Below are 20,583 nucleotides of genomic sequence, written 5' to 3'. Positions count from 1 at the left end.
AAAAACTGGACTCAGGCATGTAATTCACTCATCAATTTTTGTAGTAAATCATTGATAAATTGAATTCGTTTTTCATAGTCTTCAAGCTGCACCATCACTTTCAAGCGCTGTCCACCTTCCATACGATAATAGGTCGGGTTCTTTTGCATGAGTTGAATAATACTAATCGCCTGAACTGGAGTATCTGGTGAAAATTCAATGTTGCCGCCTTGAGTATTAATATCAATTTTTGTAATACCCAAATGCTCCGCTTTTAAGCGGATCTGATGCACGCTAAACAAGTGTTTAACTGATTGCGGTGGAACACCAAAACGGTCAATAAGCTCCATGCGAATATTATCCAGTTTTTCTTGAGTATCTGTATTACTAATACGTTTATAGAATAATAAACGTTGATGAACATCACCTAAGTAATCATCCGGAATAAGTGCGGGAATATGTAAGTTAATTTCTGCAGTTAACGACAATGGTGCATCGAAATTCGGTGTTTTACCCTGTTGAATTGCTTTAGTCGCTTTCTCAAGCATTTCCATATACAAGCTATATCCGATCGCCTGCATTGAACCGCTTTGTTGCTCACCCAACAATTCACCAGCACCACGAATTTCTAAATCTTCCGTAGCGAGCATAAAGCCTGCGCCTAATGTAGAAGCTCGTTGAATTGCATCAAGACGTTTTTCAGCATCACCTTTCAAGTGCTTGATTGAAGGCACCAATAAGTAAGCATAAGCTTGGTGATGTGAACGACCTACACGTCCACGTAACTGGTGCAATTGTGCTAAACCAAGCTTATCTGCACGTTCAATTAAAATTGTATTGGCATTTGGAACATCAATACCCGTTTCAATAATGGTTGAACACACCAGCACATTATATTCTTTGTGGTAGAACTGCTGCATAACTTGCTCAAGTTCACGTTCGCGCATTTGTCCATGTGCTACCGCCACGCGTGCTTCTGGCACAAGCATACGAATATTTTCAGCCGCTCGCTCAATGGTATCTACTTCATTATGTAAGAAGTAAACTTGTCCACCACGTAATAACTCACGCAAAATCGCCTCTTTGATTGAAGCATCTGTATGTTCTTGAACAAACGTTTTTACTGCTAAACGACGTGCTGGTGGAGTGGCAATGATCGATAAATCACGCATTCCCGAAAAAGCCATATTAAGCGTACGAGGAATTGGAGTTGCCGTAAGGGTCAACATATCAACATCAGCACGCAAAGCCTTAATTCGCTCTTTGTCACGTACACCAAAGCGATGTTCCTCATCCACGACCATTAAGCCTAGATCTTTAAACTGAACATTCTCTTGTAATAACTTGTGTGTGCCTACCACAATATCGACTTTACCATCCGCCAAGTCTTCAATATTTTTTAAATGAGTTTTGTTCGAACCAAATCGTGATAACACTTCAATACGAACAGGCCAATCAGCAAAACGATCTTTAAAAGACTCATAATGCTGTTGGGCAAGTAACGTGGTAGGAACTAAAACTGCAACTTGTTTACCATTTTGTACTGCAACAAATGCTGCTCGCATGGCCACTTCGGTTTTACCAAAACCCACATCACCACATACCAATCTATCCATTGGTTTTGCTTGCTGCATATCATACAACGTAGCTTCAATTGCATTGGCCTGATCAAGTGTTTCTTCATACGCAAAGCCACTTGCAAATTGCATATAAAGCGACTGATCCAATTCAAAAGCAAAACCAGGTTTTGACTGACGACGTGCCTGAATATGCAAAAGCTCGGCTGCAACATCATGAATTTGCTCTAATGCTTTACGTTTTGCTTTACTCCAAGCATCAGTACCAATTTTATGTAACGGTGCTAAATCTGGGTCGCCGCCACTATAACGGCTAATTAGATGTAAGTTGGTTACTGGGACATAAACTTTGGCATCTTCAGCATAATCTAGCTGTAAGAACTCATAGTCTTGACCTTCGATAGCAAGTGTAATTAAGCCAGCATAACGTCCCACACCATGATCAATATGTACGACAGGAGCACCAATACTTAGCTCAGTTAAGCTTCGAATTAGAAACTCTTCAGAAACTTCCTGTTGACGCTTACGACGACGCTGTACAACTCGGTGTTCATAAAGCTGATTTTCTGAAATAACTGTTAATTGATCAGTTATAAGTAAACCACGGTCTAAAGGTGCATTGGTAATCGCAATTGCAAATTGACTGGTTTTGAATTGCTCAAAATTCTCTACATTCGGAATTTCACCCAAACTTGAACGCAATGCATCTTTTAAACTTTCTCGGCGTCCTGCACTTTCTGCAACCAATAGAACAGGATGGTTTGCTTCATCAATATATTTTTTTACAGCTGCAAATGGTTTCTCTTTTTTTGGATCGACCGGTAATTTACGGGGTTGCTCAGTTTTAAGGTTAAGTGCACCAGCTTTTTCTTCAATAGTTTCTGCACTTACAAGCATGCGCGGAAACTGATTTAAAGCACTCAGCAAATTATTTGGAGAAATAAATAACTCTTCAGGAGCAAGAATAGGTTGATCAATATTATGACGTCGATCTTCATAACGACGCATAACTTCTTTCCAGAAGTTAGTTAAATCGGTATCAACATCACTAGTTGTAATTACAATGCAATTCTTTGGCAAGTACGTTGTAAACATACTTTGCGATTGCATTTGTTCTTTATCAAAAAATAATGGTAAATAAAATTCAATTCCGGGAGATGCTATACCATCTAAAACATCTTGATAAATTGGATTTTTCTTAGGGTTTGCTGTCGGGAAAAACTCAGAATAACGATCTCTAAAAACTGACCGTGCTTCTTTTAATGGAAACTCTTTAGCTGGTAGAACAGTAAAACTTTTTAACGTTGTGGTTGTTCTCTGGGTTTCAGGGTCAAAGAATTTTAACGAATCAATTTCGTCATCAAATAGATCTATTCGGATAGGAGCTTCTTGCCCAGATGCAAAAATATCCATAATACTACCGCGTACAGCAAATTCTCCATGATCATAAACTGTATCTACCAAATGGTAGCCAGCCTGAACCAATCTTAGTTTTTGCTGTTCTAAATCAAATTTTTGCCCCACTCTTATATCAAAGTGCTTACCCAAAACCCATGAGTAAGGCGCAACCCGTTGAGCCAAAGTACTTGCTGAAATGAGTAATACGCCTTGCTGCAGCATATTCGATAAAATCGCAAGACGTTCCGAGACAATATCCTGATGCGGAGATAACCTATCGTAAGGCAAAATTTCCCAATCGGGAAAAATTGTCGGTTTTATTCCATAAAACTCAAGTTCACTTTCTAATTGAGCAACATGTTGGTTATTTCGAGCGACTAAAACTAATAAAGAAGGATGCTGATTCGCAATTTCTTTAAGCAATAAAGCTGCTGATGAACCTAATAATGACCCCACCCAACGCTTTTCACCGGCCTTGAGCTGTTGCAAATTCAATTGAGAGATTTCTTGTTGAAACATGTATATGGCTTTTATGAGCTAAAAAGGTATGAGGTTAATAGTAGCATGATGTTTTTATTGAATTGAGTTATTTTTCTGAAATCAAGCTACTACTTTACGATACTTTTTTATAGTTCTTAAACAAATGTTTGAACTTATTTATCACGTAGAAACATCACATAATATTGGTTCAATATTTGTATGATTGCTTTAAGTTCAAGCAACTTTTCTTGAGTATTACCTAACCTTTCGACATAGCGTTGATTTGCAATTTCTAAATCAATTTTTTCATTAATTTGTGGTGTGATTTGGAATAACTTACGTAAATCATCAAAGTTCTGTAATTTACGATTTGAAAAATATTCAAGGTGCTCTGACCACTTTTCATTAATCACGACATCTTTAATAACCGGACCACGCTCTGAATCAAAACTGAGCTGATTCTCCTGTAAATATAATTGCTCTGGTGACTCTTTCGAGCCTTGAAAAAGCTGGCTTAACTTTTTAAACATTTCATCACATCTTATTAATTTTCAATTTATATGGTAGAGGTAATCTACTCACCTCTACCATCTAAGTTTATTTTTTTAATGCCTACTCGTCACCCAAGTCATCTAGAAAATCTACTGTCGGTACGAAAAATAAAGTACCTGTTTGGGCAGTACTAAAGTCAAGTAAGCGGTCAAGATGACCTTGCTCATTTCCTAAGAACATATTTTCAAGCATTTGACGGGTTGTACTAAATTTACGCGAGTATCCAATAAAGAAAGTCCCATATTCATTTTTTGAAGGGTTAGAAAAAGGCATATTGGCACGCATAATTTTTAGCTCATTACCTTCCGCATCATGCGCTTTACTTACAACATTATGAGCTGTTAAAGGCTTTTCATCATCACCGAGTTCAATATCATTAAACTTCTTACGACCAATTACTTTTTCTTGTTCTTCATCACTTAAAGCACGCCATTTTTCCATATCATGGGTATATTTTTGAATAAATGCATAACTTCCCCCAATGAATTCGGGATCTTCACTGCCCACTAGAGCCCACTGCGCTGCAATTACAGGTTCAGGATTTTCTGTTCCATCTACAAAGCCAATAATTGCACGGCCATCGAAATAACGAAAACCATGTACTTCATCAATTGGATAAGTCACTTTACCCAACTGTTCATTGATAATACTTCCCAATTCATAGCAGAGAGCTTGTCGATCAGCACGAATATGAAAGAATAAATCACCTGGTGTTGAAACGGCTGTGTACTTTGGACCTTTGATTTCTTGAAATGTTTCTAATTCTTGAGGCTTTGATTGTTCTGGAAATAAGATATCCCACGCATTTGAGCTAAAACCGAATGTGGCATTAAATTTACTTTCTGGATAACGATTAGACAAACTTCTAGTTAACGCTGAAAAATTAGCTGCAAAATCTTTTACTTTTTCTACAACAGAATCACCTTGAGCTAATCCTAATACAATAAATAATGCATTTTCTCCAGGATGACTCGTTACAGGCTGAATTCTCATACATTCCATAAAACAGGCCTTATTTTGGTAATTTACGGTAGTAATTTAGCATATTCATGTTTTTATCGTACGATTTCTTATGGTTCTCAACTATTAAAAAAGAGATTGAACGATCCCAATCTCTTGTAATTTTTCTAAGTTATATTTAGCCACCATATTGTTTTTTTAAGTACTTTACAATTTGGGAAGATTCAAACATTTTAACGCCTGTATTTGGATCAACTAAATAAGGCACTTGCATTTTTCCTTGCATAATCTGCAACAATTTTTCTCGTTTACCACCCTTTAAGGGTACATATTTTCCCGGTTTTAAGCGAAGAATAGCAGGCCCCATATCTTGCCATCTTTCTTTAGCCACATTATGCAAAATATAAGGAATTTCAAGTTCGCATAGTACATTTCTTACTACTCTTGAATATGGGCTTGCTTCAAAACTCCATAATTCAAGTTTATGTTCAGGTGCGGCCCGATTTACTATTTTTTTATCAATCCAGACTCCACGAGCACCATTTAATAAGGTTCCAGCAAATGCAACATATGGTTTTTCAGGATAATTTGAAAATTTCTGAGGCGTTTGCCCTGTCTTACCATAATGTTTGAATAAGTGATGAATAATATCTTGTGATTCGTATAGTTTATCGCCTGTATTTTCATCAATTAAAAATGGAAACTGCAATTTACCGCCTATTTCTTTTACGACTGAACGATATCTTGTTCCCCCTTTAGGACATGGGTAAATTTCCACATCCAAATTTAAAAGTGTAATCACTTCACGAACACGCCGACAAAATGGTGAACCTTCAAACTCATAAAGTTTTAGAGCGTTAACAGGCTGATTAGGAAATGCTGTACCTGTAACCCCTCTACCACCTTGAGCAATTGCAGATGCTACTGCTTGCAGCACTTTAATTTGATGATTCACCATTACACGTTCCTTTATATTGTGGAGCTAAACTAATTTTTCCTTAGCAATCACAATTCCATTGTTATCTGCATAAATAAAATCGCCAGATTGAATTGTGACTCCACCAAAATACAAAGGAATATCTACTTCACCAATGCCCTTACGATTACTTTTTTGTGGAATTGCAGCCAATGCATGTACCCCTAAATCCAGAGTCGCAAGTGCATCAACATCACGTACACAGCCATAAATAACCACACCATTCCAGTTATTTTTAACTGCTGATTCAGCAATCATATCTCCCATAAGTGCGCAGCGCATTGAAGCACCACCATCTACAACTAATACCTTCCCTGTACCATCTGTAGCCAATAATTCTTTTACACGCGAGTTATCTTCAAAACACTTTACAGTCACAACTTGTCCACCAAAAGTTTGACGTGCACCGTAACTTTTAAAGAACTTACCGTCCATTGAGGGCGTGACCACTTGTAAATCTTTTTCCGGGTTATCATCCAATAAATCACATGTCACAAATGGTACTGTTGACACTTTTATTCTCCCTATCGAGTTTGTTGTATGCTGAGATTATCATATCGTTTAAATGCTTCAATTTGCGTTAGCGCCGCTACAACCATGGTATGAGCCAATTGCTCTGCTGTAACAGGTTTATATTTGAATGGTTTATTCCATTTACTTTCAATGAATTTAAAAAGACTTTGTCCTAAATCTTCCATAAAACGCACATCGCTACGTTTACCAATTAATAAAGATGGCCTAAAAATAGATAATTTTTCGATGCCTAAACTCTGAATATAGTCTTCTAATTGTCCTTTAACCTTATTGTAGAAAATTGGTGAATTAGCATTTGCCCCAAGTGCACTTACAATTAAAAAATGGATATGTTTATCTTGGATCAAGTCTGCAAAATGAGCATTTATCTCATAATCCACTGCATAGAAGCCTTGTTTTGAACCTGCTATTTTTAAAGTTGTACCTAAACAGCTAAATGCGTGAGTGTGATCATTTACGTCTTCATCGTTGAGCAATAAAAAATCTTCAATTACTAACTGAGTAACTTTTTTATATGTATTAAGTAGTTGTGATTCTTTTCTAACAACAACTGTAATCGCTTCAAATTCCGGTGTTTGTTCAAGCTCTTCAACTAGAGCTAATCCAACGAGTCCTGTAGCACCTACTACAATTGCTTTTTTCGTGCTTATAGTCATTTTTTATCCAACCTTCTTTAAGTTTGTATCAAATTTAACCTTTTCTTACGGTTTTAGCAGCCCCTAAAACGGCTTAAAATGCTCTCAAGGCTTGACTTCACGGTATTGATTCATCACAATATGGCACTTGTTTACGGGCTGGTGATGGTTACACCAGTTTACTGGATTGACCACAGCCCGCCCAGACCAACTTATTTTCAAGGAGTGCAAGAGTGGCAAACTCTGCTCAAGCTAAAAAACGTGCGCGCCAAAACGTTAAAGCGCGTAAACACAACGCAAGCTTGCGTTCTATGGTTCGTACTTACATCAAACGTACTTTAAGTGCAATCGCTGGTGGTGATTATGCTGTTGCTACAGAAGCTTACAAAAAAGCTGTTCCTGTAATCGACCGCATGGCTGATAAAGGCATCATCCACAAAAATAAAGCTGCTCGTCATAAGAGCCGTTTAAATGCTCAAGTTAAAGCTTTAGCTAACTAATTGAAGCATGTAAAAAAAGCCCAACAGGGCTTTTTTTATTACCTATAATTTTATAATTACTCTACTTTATGAAATTTAGAGACATCTAACTCGTAAGCTTCGCCTCGCCAAATCCATTTCAATTTACAATTTGGAAATTCATCCCCTTCAAACCACACAAACAGGCCTTCCATCATTTCTGGCCAATCTGCCTTTTGTATTTGATTGTTGCCTGAAATTACAGCAACTATGGCAGCAATAATTGTGTCATGACTAACAGCTAAACTCAGCCCACTTTTTGTTTTAGGATGAGTCTGATAAATAAGTTCCAACACATCTAAAACCCCAGTAATGGGATGTTTCATACCAGGTAATGCATTGTTCACAAAACTATTAATAAAGCCTAAAGCACCTTGTTTACGAAAATATGGTGCAGCCTGTTGAATATCGAGTACAAAGCTCCCCGGTTCTACCAGTAAGCCTTGTTCAACAATTTCAATTGTATGTGTATTCGGCTCAGGGCTTACCCCATCTGCACCTTCAATCATAAGTGCAGCAGTATCTACACAACGTTGAATTGGACTAGAAATACAGTGTTGAATTACACGATCCGTATTTTTGATTAAATAGCTACCCCATTCCTGTGCAAGCTCACGTCCTTGAGGTGTAAGTTGAAGGTCATATCCTGCCAAGCCTTGCCCATCTACCAGCTCTCTTAAGGAGTGACGTGTAAAAAGGGTTACAGGAGTTGAAGCATCAGGCAATAAATCAATTGCTTCAAACATGCTTTTAGGCAATAAATCGAGTGCCATTTTTATCGTGTCATCTTTTCTCAATATTTTGCCACTATAGCATGTCTGCAATAACTCTCAATCCAAAACACCCGATTGAGCCAAAGCTTCAAATGCTATTTTTTTGCTTTCCTGATCACGAAATGCGATAAAGCCCCCGTTTAATACAGTATCACGTTGGTTATATTCAAATGGTTTACCTTTTAGGGTGAGCAAACCTCCACCTATACTTTCTAATAATCCCTGACCTGAGCTAGTATCCCATTCAGATGTAGGGTGAAATCTAGGGTAAATATCAATCTCGCCTTCTAACATCATGCAAAATTTATAAGCACTTCCCGCTTCACGTCGAATTACGGTACGGCTCTTTTCAATTGGCTCAATAAACTTCTGATACTTCGGATTTTTACTACTATGACTTAAGCCAATTTGTACAGGCGCTTGTGTCGAATAAGATTCTTTTTGATATTGGTACCATTGTTGTTGGCTAAAGTTATATTTAAAAGGCAAATGGTTTAAATAACCTAAATAAACAACTAGTTCACACGGTACAACAATTACAGAAAATACAGTTTCACGCCCCTCAATCAAACTCAAATTTATCGTGAACTCATCTCGTTCATGTATAAACTCTTTCGTACCATCAAGAGGATCTAGCATCCAACAAGAAGACCAATCGTGGCGAGCGCTATAGTCGCTTTCTTCGGATAAAACTGGTAACTGCGGTGTGATTTCTGCAAGATGTTTTAATAAAAATTGATTTACTTTTAAATCTGCTTGGGTCACAGGTGAATCATCATGTTTTTCTTGAATATTAAACTCATATCCAGCTGAATAATTCTGATATTCTTGTAATAAGATCTGACTAGCCTCTTCCAATATTGGTAGTAGCTGTTCAATTAAGTCATCATTAGGGCGAGTTGTTGTTATAAACATAAATAAGCTCTATTTACTTTCCTTTTCATTATAAGTGAATTGTGACAAATTCAGTATTCACCAACAGTCTAGTATTCTTACAAAAAGCTCTTATCTTTAACTAAGAAGTCTTCTATTACCTTAAAAGTTGATTCTTTATATTTTTACTTATTAAACCACTTATTACTCAAGAGAAAGTAAGGTTAAATTTTGTATAAAAAAACATATTATAACTTATGAAAAATAAACAACTTAATGTAAAACCAACCATTTCCTTTTCACACATTTCTTGCTATGTTCAATAGCACAATAACAAAATGGAAGACTAAATATGACGCTATATGGATATCACTTTTCAACAATTGAAAATAACTGGGAAGACTTAACCCCATTAAATGAGTTTTTACAAACATTTGCTGATGATGATGGTGATGTCTCCCAAAGAGACAAAGAATCACTGAAAGAAATTATTGCTAAATCCGATACAGCTTTGGCTTTAGCTAAAGAAATGGGTTGGGACGGTAGCTATACGGGTTGCCCTTATTTATTCTGGTTACCAAGTAAGAATACACAATCATTTGAATATGGATTTGTTTTTAAACAAACCTCAGATAATTCGACTTTTGTGATTTCACCAATTGAATTGGCTTATCTGGCCCAAGATGAGCAGGTAGAAACTTTAAGTAAAAATATTGACTAAATAACAAAGGTTATTGACTTAAAAATTAAGCCAATAACCTGACTCTACTGTTGTTATTCAAACATACTTAATTGAGGCGTGGGCTTTATAATCTTCTCTTTGGGAACGTGTAAACATTCAAATTCCTCAATAGGAAAACCTTCAATAAAGCTTGAAATATCTGGTGTTTCTAAACTTAACCATTCCTCTAGACGATCATGCGGAATCACAATGACTGATCGTTTGACATCGCCCGGTTCATGAAAATCTTTCATCATGGGATGGTCTATGGCATCCATGGTTAACATACTTGCAGAAGGGATAATGGTTTCATTCATTTTGCAAATTTCATAAATTGCGGCAATGAAAAAAGCCTGTCCATCTTTACGGCGGACGCCCCATCGCTCAGGTTTATCATTTATATATTTACTCTCATAAAACTCCGTCACGGGTATTACACCAAACTTACATTTAAGAGCGGCTTCTTGAAAACTCGGTTTTTGGAAAATCGTTTCATGACGGGCGTTATAAGTATGTTTTGCTATATTTGTATCTTCGGCCCATTTAGGAACCAAACCGAACATGACTTCACGCCACTCAAAACCTTGCGGTGATTTGAATAATAGCGGCGTTGTCCCACCCGGATAAACCTCATCGGCATAGCTAAAGCCGACCACAGGCAACTGAAGTTGCTGCAATTGGGCAAGAGTTAAAGGTTTAAAGTTGGCACACATAGCAAGAATAAAATACTGTACTTTTACATCTCTTATTTTATAAGTATTTATTCTATAAACCAAATAAAAAGGCACTCGAAAGTGCCTTTAACGACATAACTTTACGCTTAGGAAATGTGCTGAATTCCTTGCGGAATGGCCTGTAATAGTCGTTTAGTGTAGTCATGTTGAGGATGCGCATAGAGCTCATCTGAGTTAGCGATTTCAACAACTTCACCATGATTCATGACCATGACCTGATCAGAAATATATTTCACAACCGATAAGTCATGTGAAATAAAAATATAACTAAGGCCAAACTCATCTTGTAAGTCTTGTAATAAGTTAAGTACTTGTGCCTGAACCGACACATCTAGTGCCGAAACAGATTCATCACAAATTAGAATTTCAGGCTTTAAAGTTAAACAACGTGCAATCGCAATACGTTGGCGTTGACCACCCGAGAACTCATGCGGATATCGATAATAAGCTTGTTCAGGTAAATTCACTCGCTCAAGTAAACCAAGTGCAATTTGCTTACGTTCCGCATCATCTTTACCAATGCCATGAATTTGCATAGGTTCTAATAAAATCTGCCCAATGGTAAAGCGTGGATTTAGCGAAGCATATGGATTTTGGAAAATGATTTGGATCTTCCTTTGATATTTGGCAAACTCTTTTTCAGTTAAAGACAGAATATCTTTACCTTCAATTAAAGCCTGCCCCCCAGATGCTTGATGTAAGCGCATAAGCAATAACCCGACAGTGGTTTTGCCTGAGCCAGACTCTCCCACTAAACCAAGCGTTTTACCTTTAGCAAGTTTAAAAGAAACGCCTTTTACCGCCTGAAATTCTTCTTTGCCAAATAACCCCTTACGGCTATAAAAGCTTTTTTTCAAATCTTTTACTTCTAAAATAATTTGCTCATCGCCATTTAAACCACGTTTACGCTGTGGAATTTCTGAAACATCAAAACTTTGCTCTACCAATATATTGTCTTCTTGACGCATAAAATCGCTGGTCACAGGCAAACGATAAGGTCGCTGTGATATTTGAGGACGACAATAGAGCAATGCTCGGGTATATACATCTTTAGGTTGCTCTAGAACTTGTTCTGCAAATCCCTGCTCTCTAATTTCACCATGACGCATCACAATGACTTGATCTGCAATTTCACCCACTAAAGCCAAATCATGCGTAATAAAAAGCATCGACATTTGACGGCGCTGGCGCAACGATTCGAGTAAATCAATAATTTGTTTTTGAATGGTGACATCAAGTGCCGTAGTCGGTTCATCGGCTATCAGTAGCTTAGGTTCACAAGCAATCGCCATTGCAATCATGACACGTTGCTGTTGACCACCAGACAGTTGGTTAGGATAAGCATCAATCTTAGTTTCCGGTGAAGGTATCCCGACCTCTTTAAGTAACTCTAAAACACGTTGACGGGCCTGTTTACGACTCATACCCATGTGTAAACACAACACTTCTGCGATTTGATTACCTACCGTAAAAACGGGATTTAATGATGACATCGGTTCTTGAAAAATCATGGCAATATCTTTACCACAGATTTTTCGCATATCTTTACGGGATAAGCTGAGTAAATCTTGACCTTCAAAAACAATCTTACTTTTTTCATCAATTTTACTTTGGCCTACAGGTAGTAAACCCATGGTTGCCAAAGAAGTAACCGATTTACCACTACCTGACTCACCAACTAAAGCAACAGTCGTATTTGCTAGAATATCAAAGGAGATTCCTTTAACAGTTTCGATATACTGCTTGTCTTCACCTTTAAAACTTACACGTAAGTTTTCAATGTGAAGTAATGGGACATTTTTTTGTTGTTCTGACATTAGCGTTTCCTCTTATTTTAATTTTGGATCTAATGCATCACGCAGTGCATCAGTAAACATTGAAAATGCCGTAACTAAAACAGCCATTGCTACCGAGGCTGCAACAAGCTGCCACCATTTTCCTAAAAGAAGTTCACTTTGAGCTTCATTTAACATACTGCCCCAAGACACTACACCCACTGGTACACCAAATCCCAAGAAACTTAAAATAACTTCCGATTTAATAAAGGAAACCACCAAAATCGACATTTGAACCAATGCGATATGGCTGACATTAGGAAAAATATGAATAAACATACGGCGAAAATGGCCAACACCAATTGCCTTGGCCGCCAGAACATATTCACGTGAGGTATGTTTCATATACTCCGCACGAATTAAACGGTAAACACCAGTCCAACCCGTTAAACCTAAAATCAAAACAATAGATAAAATGCCCTTTTGTTGCAGTACGGCAGCTATCGCAAGAACTAATAATAAATATGGAATGGAAGTAAAAATATTATAAAACCAGTTAAGGATGTCATCTACCCAACCACCAAAGTAGCCTGAAATTGCCCCTAATAATGTGCCTAAGGTCACTGCGAGTAATGCAGAAACTAGCCCTACAATAATTGAAGTTTCAGCACCTTTAATGGTTTTTTTAAGAACATCTTGCCCCCATTTGTCGGCCCCAAATATAAGAGTACTTTTTAGTTCACTCTGCTGATCGAGTAAGTGTCCACCTAGTTGCTGATCAATTGCTTTCATATCATCAGCTAGTGGGTCAACTACCCCATAATAATCAATTGCATTTCCAGAGGTCTTTTCTTGTTTAATTTCAGCCTTGAGTTGGTGAATGACATCTTTTAAAGGATCGACTGGATTTTCTGGTAACTCTTCATCTACAGCAGCTGTCTTTTGCAAAGCTTCAGTTGTTTTATCTGCACCTATAAATGTAGGAGGTGCATAACTGACAGCAACTTCTTTATTCCAGTCTGATGCAATCACGCCAGTAAATGATAGTAGCAATACGACCAGATAGAACAGCACAACAATGAGCGATGCAATTGCAATTTTGTCAGCCCGAAGACGGCGCATTGCAAGGCGCCATAAACCCGCTGAAGCTGGAGCTGTCTGGGTTTGTAATTTTCTTTTTGTTAGAACACTTAGCATAACCCACCTACTTCAACTGTACACGTGGATCAACCACTTTGTAGACCAAATCGGCAATCAAATTAAAAATCATGGTTGCAGCTGCGATATACACTGTAATTGCTTTAATCACAGGAAAATCACTTCGCTCAACCGCGATAATTACTTCTCGACCAATACCGGGAATACCAAAAAAACGTTCAATTAAAAATGCACCTATGAGCAACGCAGGCAAAGTCGCCATCACGTCAGTAATAATAGGAATTGAGGCATTACGTAAAACATGCACACCTAAAATTCGGCTTTCCCCTACACCTTTAGCCCTTGCCGTTCTAACATAATCTTGATTAATCTCATCAAGCACAAAACTACGGTATAAACGTAAAGTAGGTGCAATACTCACCACCAACATAATTAGAATTGGAAGTAAGGCAAACTTAAATAAATTATCGGTAAAGTTATCGCTCCAGCCCTGCACTGGAAACCAACTTAACTGATATGCCAAAACATATTGAAAAACAATAATATAAACCAAGATACTGATCGACATACCAATGGTACATAACATCATGACCATACGATCTGTTAAAGAACCACGTACTGCCGATACAGCTAGAGCCAAGCCAATTGAAATAACGGTTTGTAAAATAGTGAGTGGAATTAAGAGCGTTAACGAAGGCCCCAAGCGAGTTAAAATAATTTGTGAAACTGGCTCGCCAGTACTCCAACTTGCGCCATAGTCAAAAGTAAGAATCTGCTTAATAAAAATCCAGAGCTGAACGTAATAAGGCTGATCGACACCTAGTTGCTTACGAATGTTTTCAATCTGCTCAGGATTAGACATCTTACCTGCCAGAATATAGGCCGGATCTCCACCGACCCAGTTAAAAAGAATAAAGATAAACAGTACTACTCCCAACATGGTTGGAATCATCTGCCATAACCGCCGAATAACATATGCCAGCATAGTGATAATTCCTTATTTAACCCGTTGTCCGGTAATTTCGTTAAAGAATGCTTTATTGTCAGGATCACGACCAAGGAAATCTTTAACCAATTCAGCTGCCGGTTTTTGGCTACCTTGCGATAAAATGGTCTGGCGATAACGTTGTCCTACTTGTGGGTTATTTAAGTTGTCACCATAAGCAGAAAGCATGTCTAAAGCTAAAACCTCAGACCACATATAACCGTAGTAACCTGCTTGATAACCACCCATCAAGTGTCCAAACTGACCAGGAAACTCTGTTGTTGGGACATATCCCAAAGCTGTAGCTGCTTCCATTTTTTGCCAAGTTTCTAAAGGTTTTACTTTTAAGGCATCAGCCGTATGAAGCGCCATATCGTACTGTGCATAAAGCGTTTGACGTGCGTAACGTAAACCGCGCCCATAGTTATGTACTGCTTTTAAACGGGCAATTAATTCATCATCAACTCGTGGGCATGCCGGGTCACAATAATCGGCCACTTTAGATAAGGTTTCTTTACGGCGTGCCCACTCTTCATACATTTGAGATGGTGCTTCTACAAAGTCACGCTCTACAGATGTTCCAGACTGGCTTGCATAACGGGTATTAGATAAAATGCCATGTAAGGCATGACCAAATTCATGCACAAAAGTTTCGAGCTCATCACTATTTAAACCTTTACGGTTAAAGTTTGTGACTAATGCTGAAACCGGTAAGCGGTTGGTTAAAGTGCTGCCACCATATACTCCCCAAACGGCAGCATGACCATATTTCCCTTCGCGAGGGAATTTATCCATATATAGGCCGCCTAGAAGTTTTCCTGTCTTTTTATCGACTACATCGTAATATTCAACTTCGCTCTGCCATGCTTTCACTTTGACAGGTTTAAAATCAATACCATAAAGATCAGATGAAATAGCAAATAACCATTTTTGTGCTGCTAAAGTCGGGAAATAATCACGAAGCTTTTCCTGATCAATTTGATATTTGCTCTTACGAAGTTTTTCACTCCAGTAAGCTTCACTCCAACGTGTTATCTCAGTTTTATCTAATGGTGTTTTTAAAGTTTGTGCTTTAAATGCACGGAGCTCTTCTACTTCTTTGCGCTCAAGTGGTGCTACCGTTTTTTGTACTTCTGCTAAAAATTGATTTACAGTTTCTGGCGTTTTTGCCATACGGTCTTTTAACGCCCAATCAGCATAACTTGCTTTGCCAAATAATTGCGCCAATTCATAACGCAAATCTATTGCCTGCTTGAGTAATTTTAAGTTTTGTTCAGTACCGCGTCGTGTAAAGGCAATCTGGTATCTTTTTCTGGCATCATCATTATCTGCCAGTTCCATAAATGGACGATATTCCGGATACTCAAAACCTAATAAATAGTTTCCTTTGGCATTTTTCTTTAACCCTGAAATATAACTCTCTGGCAGACCTTTCATCTCTTCAGGTGTAAATTCAAGTTTTTCAGGGTTATCACGAATATTGCGATTATATTCTTGCTCGAGTTTAGTCAATTCATCAAGAATCGCTTTCATTCTTGCACGTTTGGCTGGTTCTAATTGAACCCCTGTGTCTTCAAACTGATCCAGAATATCCTGACGGTATTTCTGATCTATCGGATCAGTTGCTTTTGTATTTTTAATTACGTTATACAGTTTTGAGTTTTGGAATATATCAGTATGAAATTGATTAATTTTGATCTCACAATCTTCTGCTGCTTTACGTAATTTCGCATCTGGATCTACATTACTATATAAACCTATGGGCCCTGAAAAATCTTCAAGATGAGCAAAAATTTTATCCCACTTTGCTAATATTGGAGCTGCGGCAGCATCAGTTTTAACAGGTGTCTTTTCAAAGTTTGAAATCTCTTGGTGGATTTTTTTTAAATTAGAATCGCACCATGCTGGGAGTTGTTCTGCCTTAAGTAATGGTAAGGTTGCACGTGTGGTCTCTGCCGATGCAAACTGACTTATACCTATCGTCAACATACATAAACTAGTCATTTTCAGTGTGTTATTTTTCATCGTATCTCCAATTTTTTTCATTTAATGATTAGATTTCGTATTTGTATCAATATCGAAGTACATCCATTCAGCATGTAAAATCGGATGCTTCTTATATCCAATGATTCGTGGTTGAGCCAACATATTTCTATAACGTGCATACAAGACTTGCACTGGCATATAAACTTCTAATAAACGTGTCATTTTTCGATAAATCACGTCTCGTTCTGGGCCTGGCTTAACCTGTTGAGACTGACGGTATAATTGATCAAACTCCGGTATAGAACCGCAAGACCAGTTGGTCATATGGGTATTCGGACCATAAAAATTCTGCATAAAATTATCCCCATCCGGATAATCGGCTATCCATGCAGAGGAACCGAACATTCCGTCACACTGTTTTTGTGCCCGAATGAGGTCTGAAAAGAGCATTGGCTTGTACACCATCCGGATATTCAAACTGTCAAAGTTCTTTTTCCAAAGCTCAGCGCTTTGCTGACCAATACTGTCATTACGCGCCATATATTCAATGACCAAAGGCTTACCATTTGGTTGTGTACGCCATCCTGATGCATCTTTTTTGTAGTTATATTTATCTAATAATAAATTTGCTGCTTTGACCGAATATGGGGTACTGCTTCTATATTGAGGTTCGGCCCCTACTACACCTGGTGGAACTGGGAAATGTAGACGCTCTGCATCACCGTTGCGCACTAACTTAATTTCTTGATCTATTGAACGGGACATTGCAATTGCACGGCGTAAAGCGATTTTTTCTTTACTCATTCCTCCAACAACGGGATTTTTAAGATTCCAATAGTTATAACTAATTTCCGGATCTACAATACGTGATAATTGCACACCTTCTTTTACAAGCTCGGGTCTTAATTTACCGTCTTTAATGGCTTTCGAGACTAATTGCCCTTCGAGCTGAATGATATCAACTTCACCACGCTGAAATGCCAACCATCTTGACTGGTTTTCCTCCATCACCTGAATATCAATTGTACCAATTTGAGGCATTTGTTTGCCCTTAAGATGCTTCACAATAGCTTGATCTTCAGGGGTACTGGGGACAAAATTCCAAGTAAAGCCATGATAATCAGGATTCGCTTTTAAAACTATGCGTGAAGCAGGCACCCATTTACTGAGCATATAAGGTCCTGTTCCTACTGGATGCCCCATAACAAAGCCAGCTTTATCTTTATATTTTTCGATAACTTCACGTGCTACAGCCCCTGTAGGGTCATGTGCCAGTAATAAAGGAAAGTTATAATCAGGTTTCATTAATCGAATAACCAAGGTGTACTTATCAGGGGTCTGCAAACCACTCACACTTTGATCATAATTAAATTTTCCTGTTTTATTAGCTGATTGTACTAAGGCATCCATACCTTCAATTTTGTTTTCCAGCAACCAGCTATTTGGTGAACGTAAAGTTGGGTCCAATAACCGCTTAAAAGAGTATGCATAATCATAAGCCGTTAACTCTCTAGGTTTGCCTTTAAAAACAGGGTCTGGCGTAAAATAAATACCTTTTTTAATGTGAATAGTATAAGTCAGACCATCTGCACTCACTTCAGGCATAGCAGTTGCGATTTGGGGAATAAGCTTTGCTGGCCTTGCTAAATAGTCATAGGTATATAAAGTTTCAAATATCGAAGTAGTTACATGCGCCGAATATAAATCATGGATATACGCTGGGTCGAAACCTGTTTCAGCTGTCGGGAACGTATAATGTAAAATTTTATTCGGATCGGCTGGACTTTTGGCAAAAATAGTCGTGGTCCCCGTTAATGCCATTCCGGCAAATAATAGGCCTACACTACAGTGCTTGAGCTTTAGTCTTAAATTTTCAGTCATGATGATCTTTATCTAAAATTATTTTTTAACGGGGGTAATATCAAGATATTGCCAGCTTGTATTTATCATCGGGTGAGGTTTAAAACCCTGAACTTGTGGCCGTATCAACCAATTGCGAATTCGAGTTACATGAATAATCCAAGGATTGTCTGCTTCAATCTGGCGATTAAGCTTTTCATAATATGGTAGACGTTGTTGCGGTGGTAAATGAATAGCCTGAGTATAAAGAGCATCATATGTTTTAGATTGATAACAAGCATGGTTCCCTTGCCCAGCATTTGGTCCATATAGTAATTGTGCAAAATTATCTCCTTCGGGATAGTCAGCAATCCATGCCCCACTCCAGATCATATATTTACATTGTGTGGCGGCTTTTAAGTTATCTGCAAAATTACTTACTTTAAAGTCAGCACGAATGCCAATCGCATCTAAATTTTTTTTCCAGAGTTCGGAAAGAATAACTGCAGCTGAGCTATTTTCATTATTAATTTTTAAAACTAAAGGTTTGCCATTTGGTAAGGTCCGATAGCCATCAGCTCCTTTTTTATAACCATAATAATCAAGTAGTTTATTGGCTAATCGAGGATTATATCCTACGCTACTTTTATACTTTGGGTTATACCCGTTTACACCTTCAGGTATAAACATTTCTGCTCTCACTGCCTGACCTTTATATGCCTGTTTTATGCTTTCTTTTTGGTCATAGGCCAAAGTAATTGCGCGACGAAGTGCAATTTTTTCTGGACTAAAACCACCAATAACCGGATCACGCATATTCATCATGGTATAGGTCATTTCAGGTTCTTTATATGGAAAGTGTTTAATTCCTTTTTTTTGAAAAGAAGCTTTAAGTTGATTGCCATCTAACGCTTGAGGAACGGCATCTGCCGTAAGTTTGTCAAAATCTAATTGACCCGATTGAAAGGCTAACCATCTTGATTGTTGTTCTTCTATAATGCTCACTACAACTTTGCCAATTTGTGGCATTTTCTTTCCAGACATTTCTTTAACAAGCTGGTTATCCCACGGTGTTCCTGTTGACTTAAAATTCCAGACAAAACCACGATAATCAGGATTGGCAACCAACTCGACCTTACTTCTTGGAACATATTTACTTAACATATACGGTCCGGTACCCACTGGATGCATACCAATACGATCACCGTAATAGTCAACAATCTCTTTAGCAACGGCCCCAAAAGCAATATAAGCAAGAATATAAGGAAAATTATAGTCTTGGCGAGTTAACGTAAATTGGAGAGTATATCGATCAGTCGCTTTAAGCCCTGCAATTGGCACGGCATAATCAAACTTTCCAGTTTTCTTTGCTTGAGCTACCACTGCATCGGCACCCAGCAATTTTCCATCCAGAAAAGAAACAGAAGGTGCTCGATTTTTAGGGTCTAAAATACGCTTAATTGAATAAATATAATCTTCGGCCACTAACTCACGGCGTTTGCCTTTAAAGGCAGGATCATCTGTAAAATAAATCCCTGGCTTAATTTTAAATATATAAACTTTACCGTCTTGCTCAACCTTAGGCATGCTTTCAGCCGTATAAGGAACTAATTGTAATGGACGAGCTAAATAATCATATTTGAGTAGTGGTTCAAAAATAGCTTCAGCAATACTAGCACTATAGAAATTGGTGGTTTTAACCATGTCAAAACCGTCATCTGGTGCTTCATAGGCAACATGCAAAATCTTGTTTGGTTGTGCTGGCGTAATTGCATAAGCACATGGAATTGAAGTAATAGCCAAACTTAAAATGGCGAGCTTAAAAAATTTTAATTTCAAGTTCATATCCACATAACTAATTTTTTTAAAAGATATTAACCTTTTGAGTAACATCTAAATCCGCATAAGAAAAGTTCTTTTTTCAGCAGATAGGCCTATTTGGGATTTGGAATTCACTTTCCTTTATCATCTTTTTATTTGATCAAATGGAAAAATAAATTCAAGTACCCAGAGTTTTGTAACTACTGAATATAAAGCGAATTTCATGCCATCTATTGGTATTCATAATAAAATATTTAAGATTATTCGAAATTCATATTTTTATTAGGTACTTAAATCCGTTTGAACTAT

The 20,583-nt window shown here is 37.7% G+C and carries 17 protein-coding genes; 2 read left to right on the top strand and 15 right to left on the bottom strand.

Annotated features, from left to right (window positions below; translation table 11 throughout):
• Positions 1–11: 11 nt before the first annotated feature.
• The 6 genes from mfd to MKL35_RS06505 all read right to left on the bottom strand — a co-directional run bounded on the left by mfd (position 12) and on the right by MKL35_RS06505 (position 7,112).
• Positions 12–3,473 (bottom strand): transcription-repair coupling factor, encoded by a 3,462-nt coding sequence (gene mfd, locus MKL35_RS06530; RefSeq protein WP_106479494.1) that lies wholly within the window; start codon positions 3,471–3,473, stop codon positions 12–14.
• Positions 3,474–3,607: 134 nt separating this feature from the next.
• A complete protein-coding gene (locus MKL35_RS06525; RefSeq protein ID WP_004709057.1) occupies positions 3,608–3,964 on the bottom strand; it encodes a hypothetical protein in 357 nt (118 codons plus the stop codon).
• 82 nt (positions 3,965–4,046) lie between these two features.
• Entirely contained in the window at positions 4,047–4,979 is a 933-nt protein-coding gene (locus tag MKL35_RS06520) for a Dyp-type peroxidase (protein WP_025465737.1), read from the bottom strand.
• A gap of 145 nt (positions 4,980–5,124) precedes the next feature.
• Entirely contained in the window at positions 5,125–5,904 is a 780-nt protein-coding gene (locus MKL35_RS06515; RefSeq protein ID WP_032011197.1) for a glutathione S-transferase N-terminal domain-containing protein, read from the bottom strand.
• 24 nt (positions 5,905–5,928) lie between these two features.
• A complete protein-coding gene (gene rraA / locus MKL35_RS06510; RefSeq protein WP_000108826.1) occupies positions 5,929–6,435 on the bottom strand; it encodes a ribonuclease E activity regulator RraA in 507 nt (168 codons plus the stop codon).
• Between the two features lie 11 nt (positions 6,436–6,446).
• Positions 6,447–7,112: an NAD(P)H-binding protein gene (locus MKL35_RS06505; RefSeq protein ID WP_004709063.1), complete on the bottom strand. Its 666-nt coding sequence runs from the start codon at positions 7,110–7,112 to the stop codon at positions 6,447–6,449.
• 212 nt (positions 7,113–7,324) lie between these two features.
• On the opposite strand from MKL35_RS06505, the gene rpsT reads away from it, so the two are divergent.
• A complete protein-coding gene (gene rpsT / locus MKL35_RS06500; RefSeq protein ID WP_000013652.1) occupies positions 7,325–7,591 on the top strand; it encodes a 30S ribosomal protein S20 in 267 nt (88 codons plus the stop codon).
• Between the two features lie 56 nt (positions 7,592–7,647).
• Here the strand turns inward: rpsT and MKL35_RS06495 are convergent, their stop codons facing one another.
• Positions 7,648–8,382, bottom strand: coding sequence for a histidine phosphatase family protein (locus MKL35_RS06495; RefSeq protein WP_004709064.1), 735 nt, complete (start codon positions 8,380–8,382; stop codon positions 7,648–7,650).
• Between the two features lie 57 nt (positions 8,383–8,439).
• On the bottom strand, positions 8,440–9,297 hold the full coding sequence (locus tag MKL35_RS06490) for a 3'(2'),5'-bisphosphate nucleotidase CysQ family protein (RefSeq protein ID WP_270913161.1): 858 nt from the start codon (positions 9,295–9,297) through the stop codon (positions 8,440–8,442).
• 310 nt (positions 9,298–9,607) lie between these two features.
• On the opposite strand from MKL35_RS06490, the gene MKL35_RS06485 reads away from it, so the two are divergent.
• Positions 9,608–9,976 (top strand): hypothetical protein, encoded by a 369-nt coding sequence (locus tag MKL35_RS06485; RefSeq protein WP_002049893.1) that lies wholly within the window; start codon positions 9,608–9,610, stop codon positions 9,974–9,976.
• Positions 9,977–10,029: 53 nt separating this feature from the next.
• Here MKL35_RS06485 and MKL35_RS06480 read toward each other — a convergent pair whose 3' ends face one another.
• The 7 genes from MKL35_RS06480 to MKL35_RS06450 all read right to left on the bottom strand — a co-directional run bounded on the left by MKL35_RS06480 (position 10,030) and on the right by MKL35_RS06450 (position 20,304).
• Entirely contained in the window at positions 10,030–10,689 is a 660-nt protein-coding gene (locus MKL35_RS06480; protein ID WP_209796258.1) for an SOS response-associated peptidase family protein, read from the bottom strand.
• Between the two features lie 107 nt (positions 10,690–10,796).
• A complete protein-coding gene (locus tag MKL35_RS06475) occupies positions 10,797–12,527 on the bottom strand; it encodes an ABC transporter ATP-binding protein (RefSeq protein ID WP_004709072.1) in 1,731 nt (576 codons plus the stop codon).
• Positions 12,528–12,539: 12 nt separating this feature from the next.
• The gene (locus tag MKL35_RS06470) at positions 12,540–13,682 is read right to left on the bottom strand and encodes an ABC transporter permease (RefSeq protein ID WP_004709074.1); all 1,143 of its coding nucleotides are present in this window, start codon (positions 13,680–13,682) and stop codon (positions 12,540–12,542) included.
• A 7-nt stretch (positions 13,683–13,689) separates the two neighbouring features.
• A complete protein-coding gene (locus MKL35_RS06465; protein ID WP_004709076.1) occupies positions 13,690–14,628 on the bottom strand; it encodes an ABC transporter permease in 939 nt (312 codons plus the stop codon).
• 12 nt (positions 14,629–14,640) lie between these two features.
• The gene (locus tag MKL35_RS06460) at positions 14,641–16,674 is read right to left on the bottom strand and encodes a M3 family metallopeptidase (protein WP_209796245.1); all 2,034 of its coding nucleotides are present in this window, start codon (positions 16,672–16,674) and stop codon (positions 14,641–14,643) included.
• The gene (locus MKL35_RS06455; RefSeq protein ID WP_081404435.1) at positions 16,675–18,498 is read right to left on the bottom strand and encodes an ABC transporter substrate-binding protein; all 1,824 of its coding nucleotides are present in this window, start codon (positions 18,496–18,498) and stop codon (positions 16,675–16,677) included.
• Positions 18,499–18,513: 15 nt separating this feature from the next.
• Positions 18,514–20,304: an ABC transporter substrate-binding protein gene (locus MKL35_RS06450; RefSeq protein ID WP_081404440.1), complete on the bottom strand. Its 1,791-nt coding sequence runs from the start codon at positions 20,302–20,304 to the stop codon at positions 18,514–18,516.
• Positions 20,305–20,583 lie beyond the last annotated feature (279 nt).

This window comes from Acinetobacter sp. AOR41_HL (assembly GCF_027854645.1).
In the GTDB taxonomy this organism is placed as follows: Bacteria; Pseudomonadota; Gammaproteobacteria; order Pseudomonadales; family Moraxellaceae; genus Acinetobacter; species Acinetobacter nosocomialis.
Note: the sequence above shows the minus strand (reverse complement) of the source record. Positions and strands in the feature narration are given on the sequence as shown.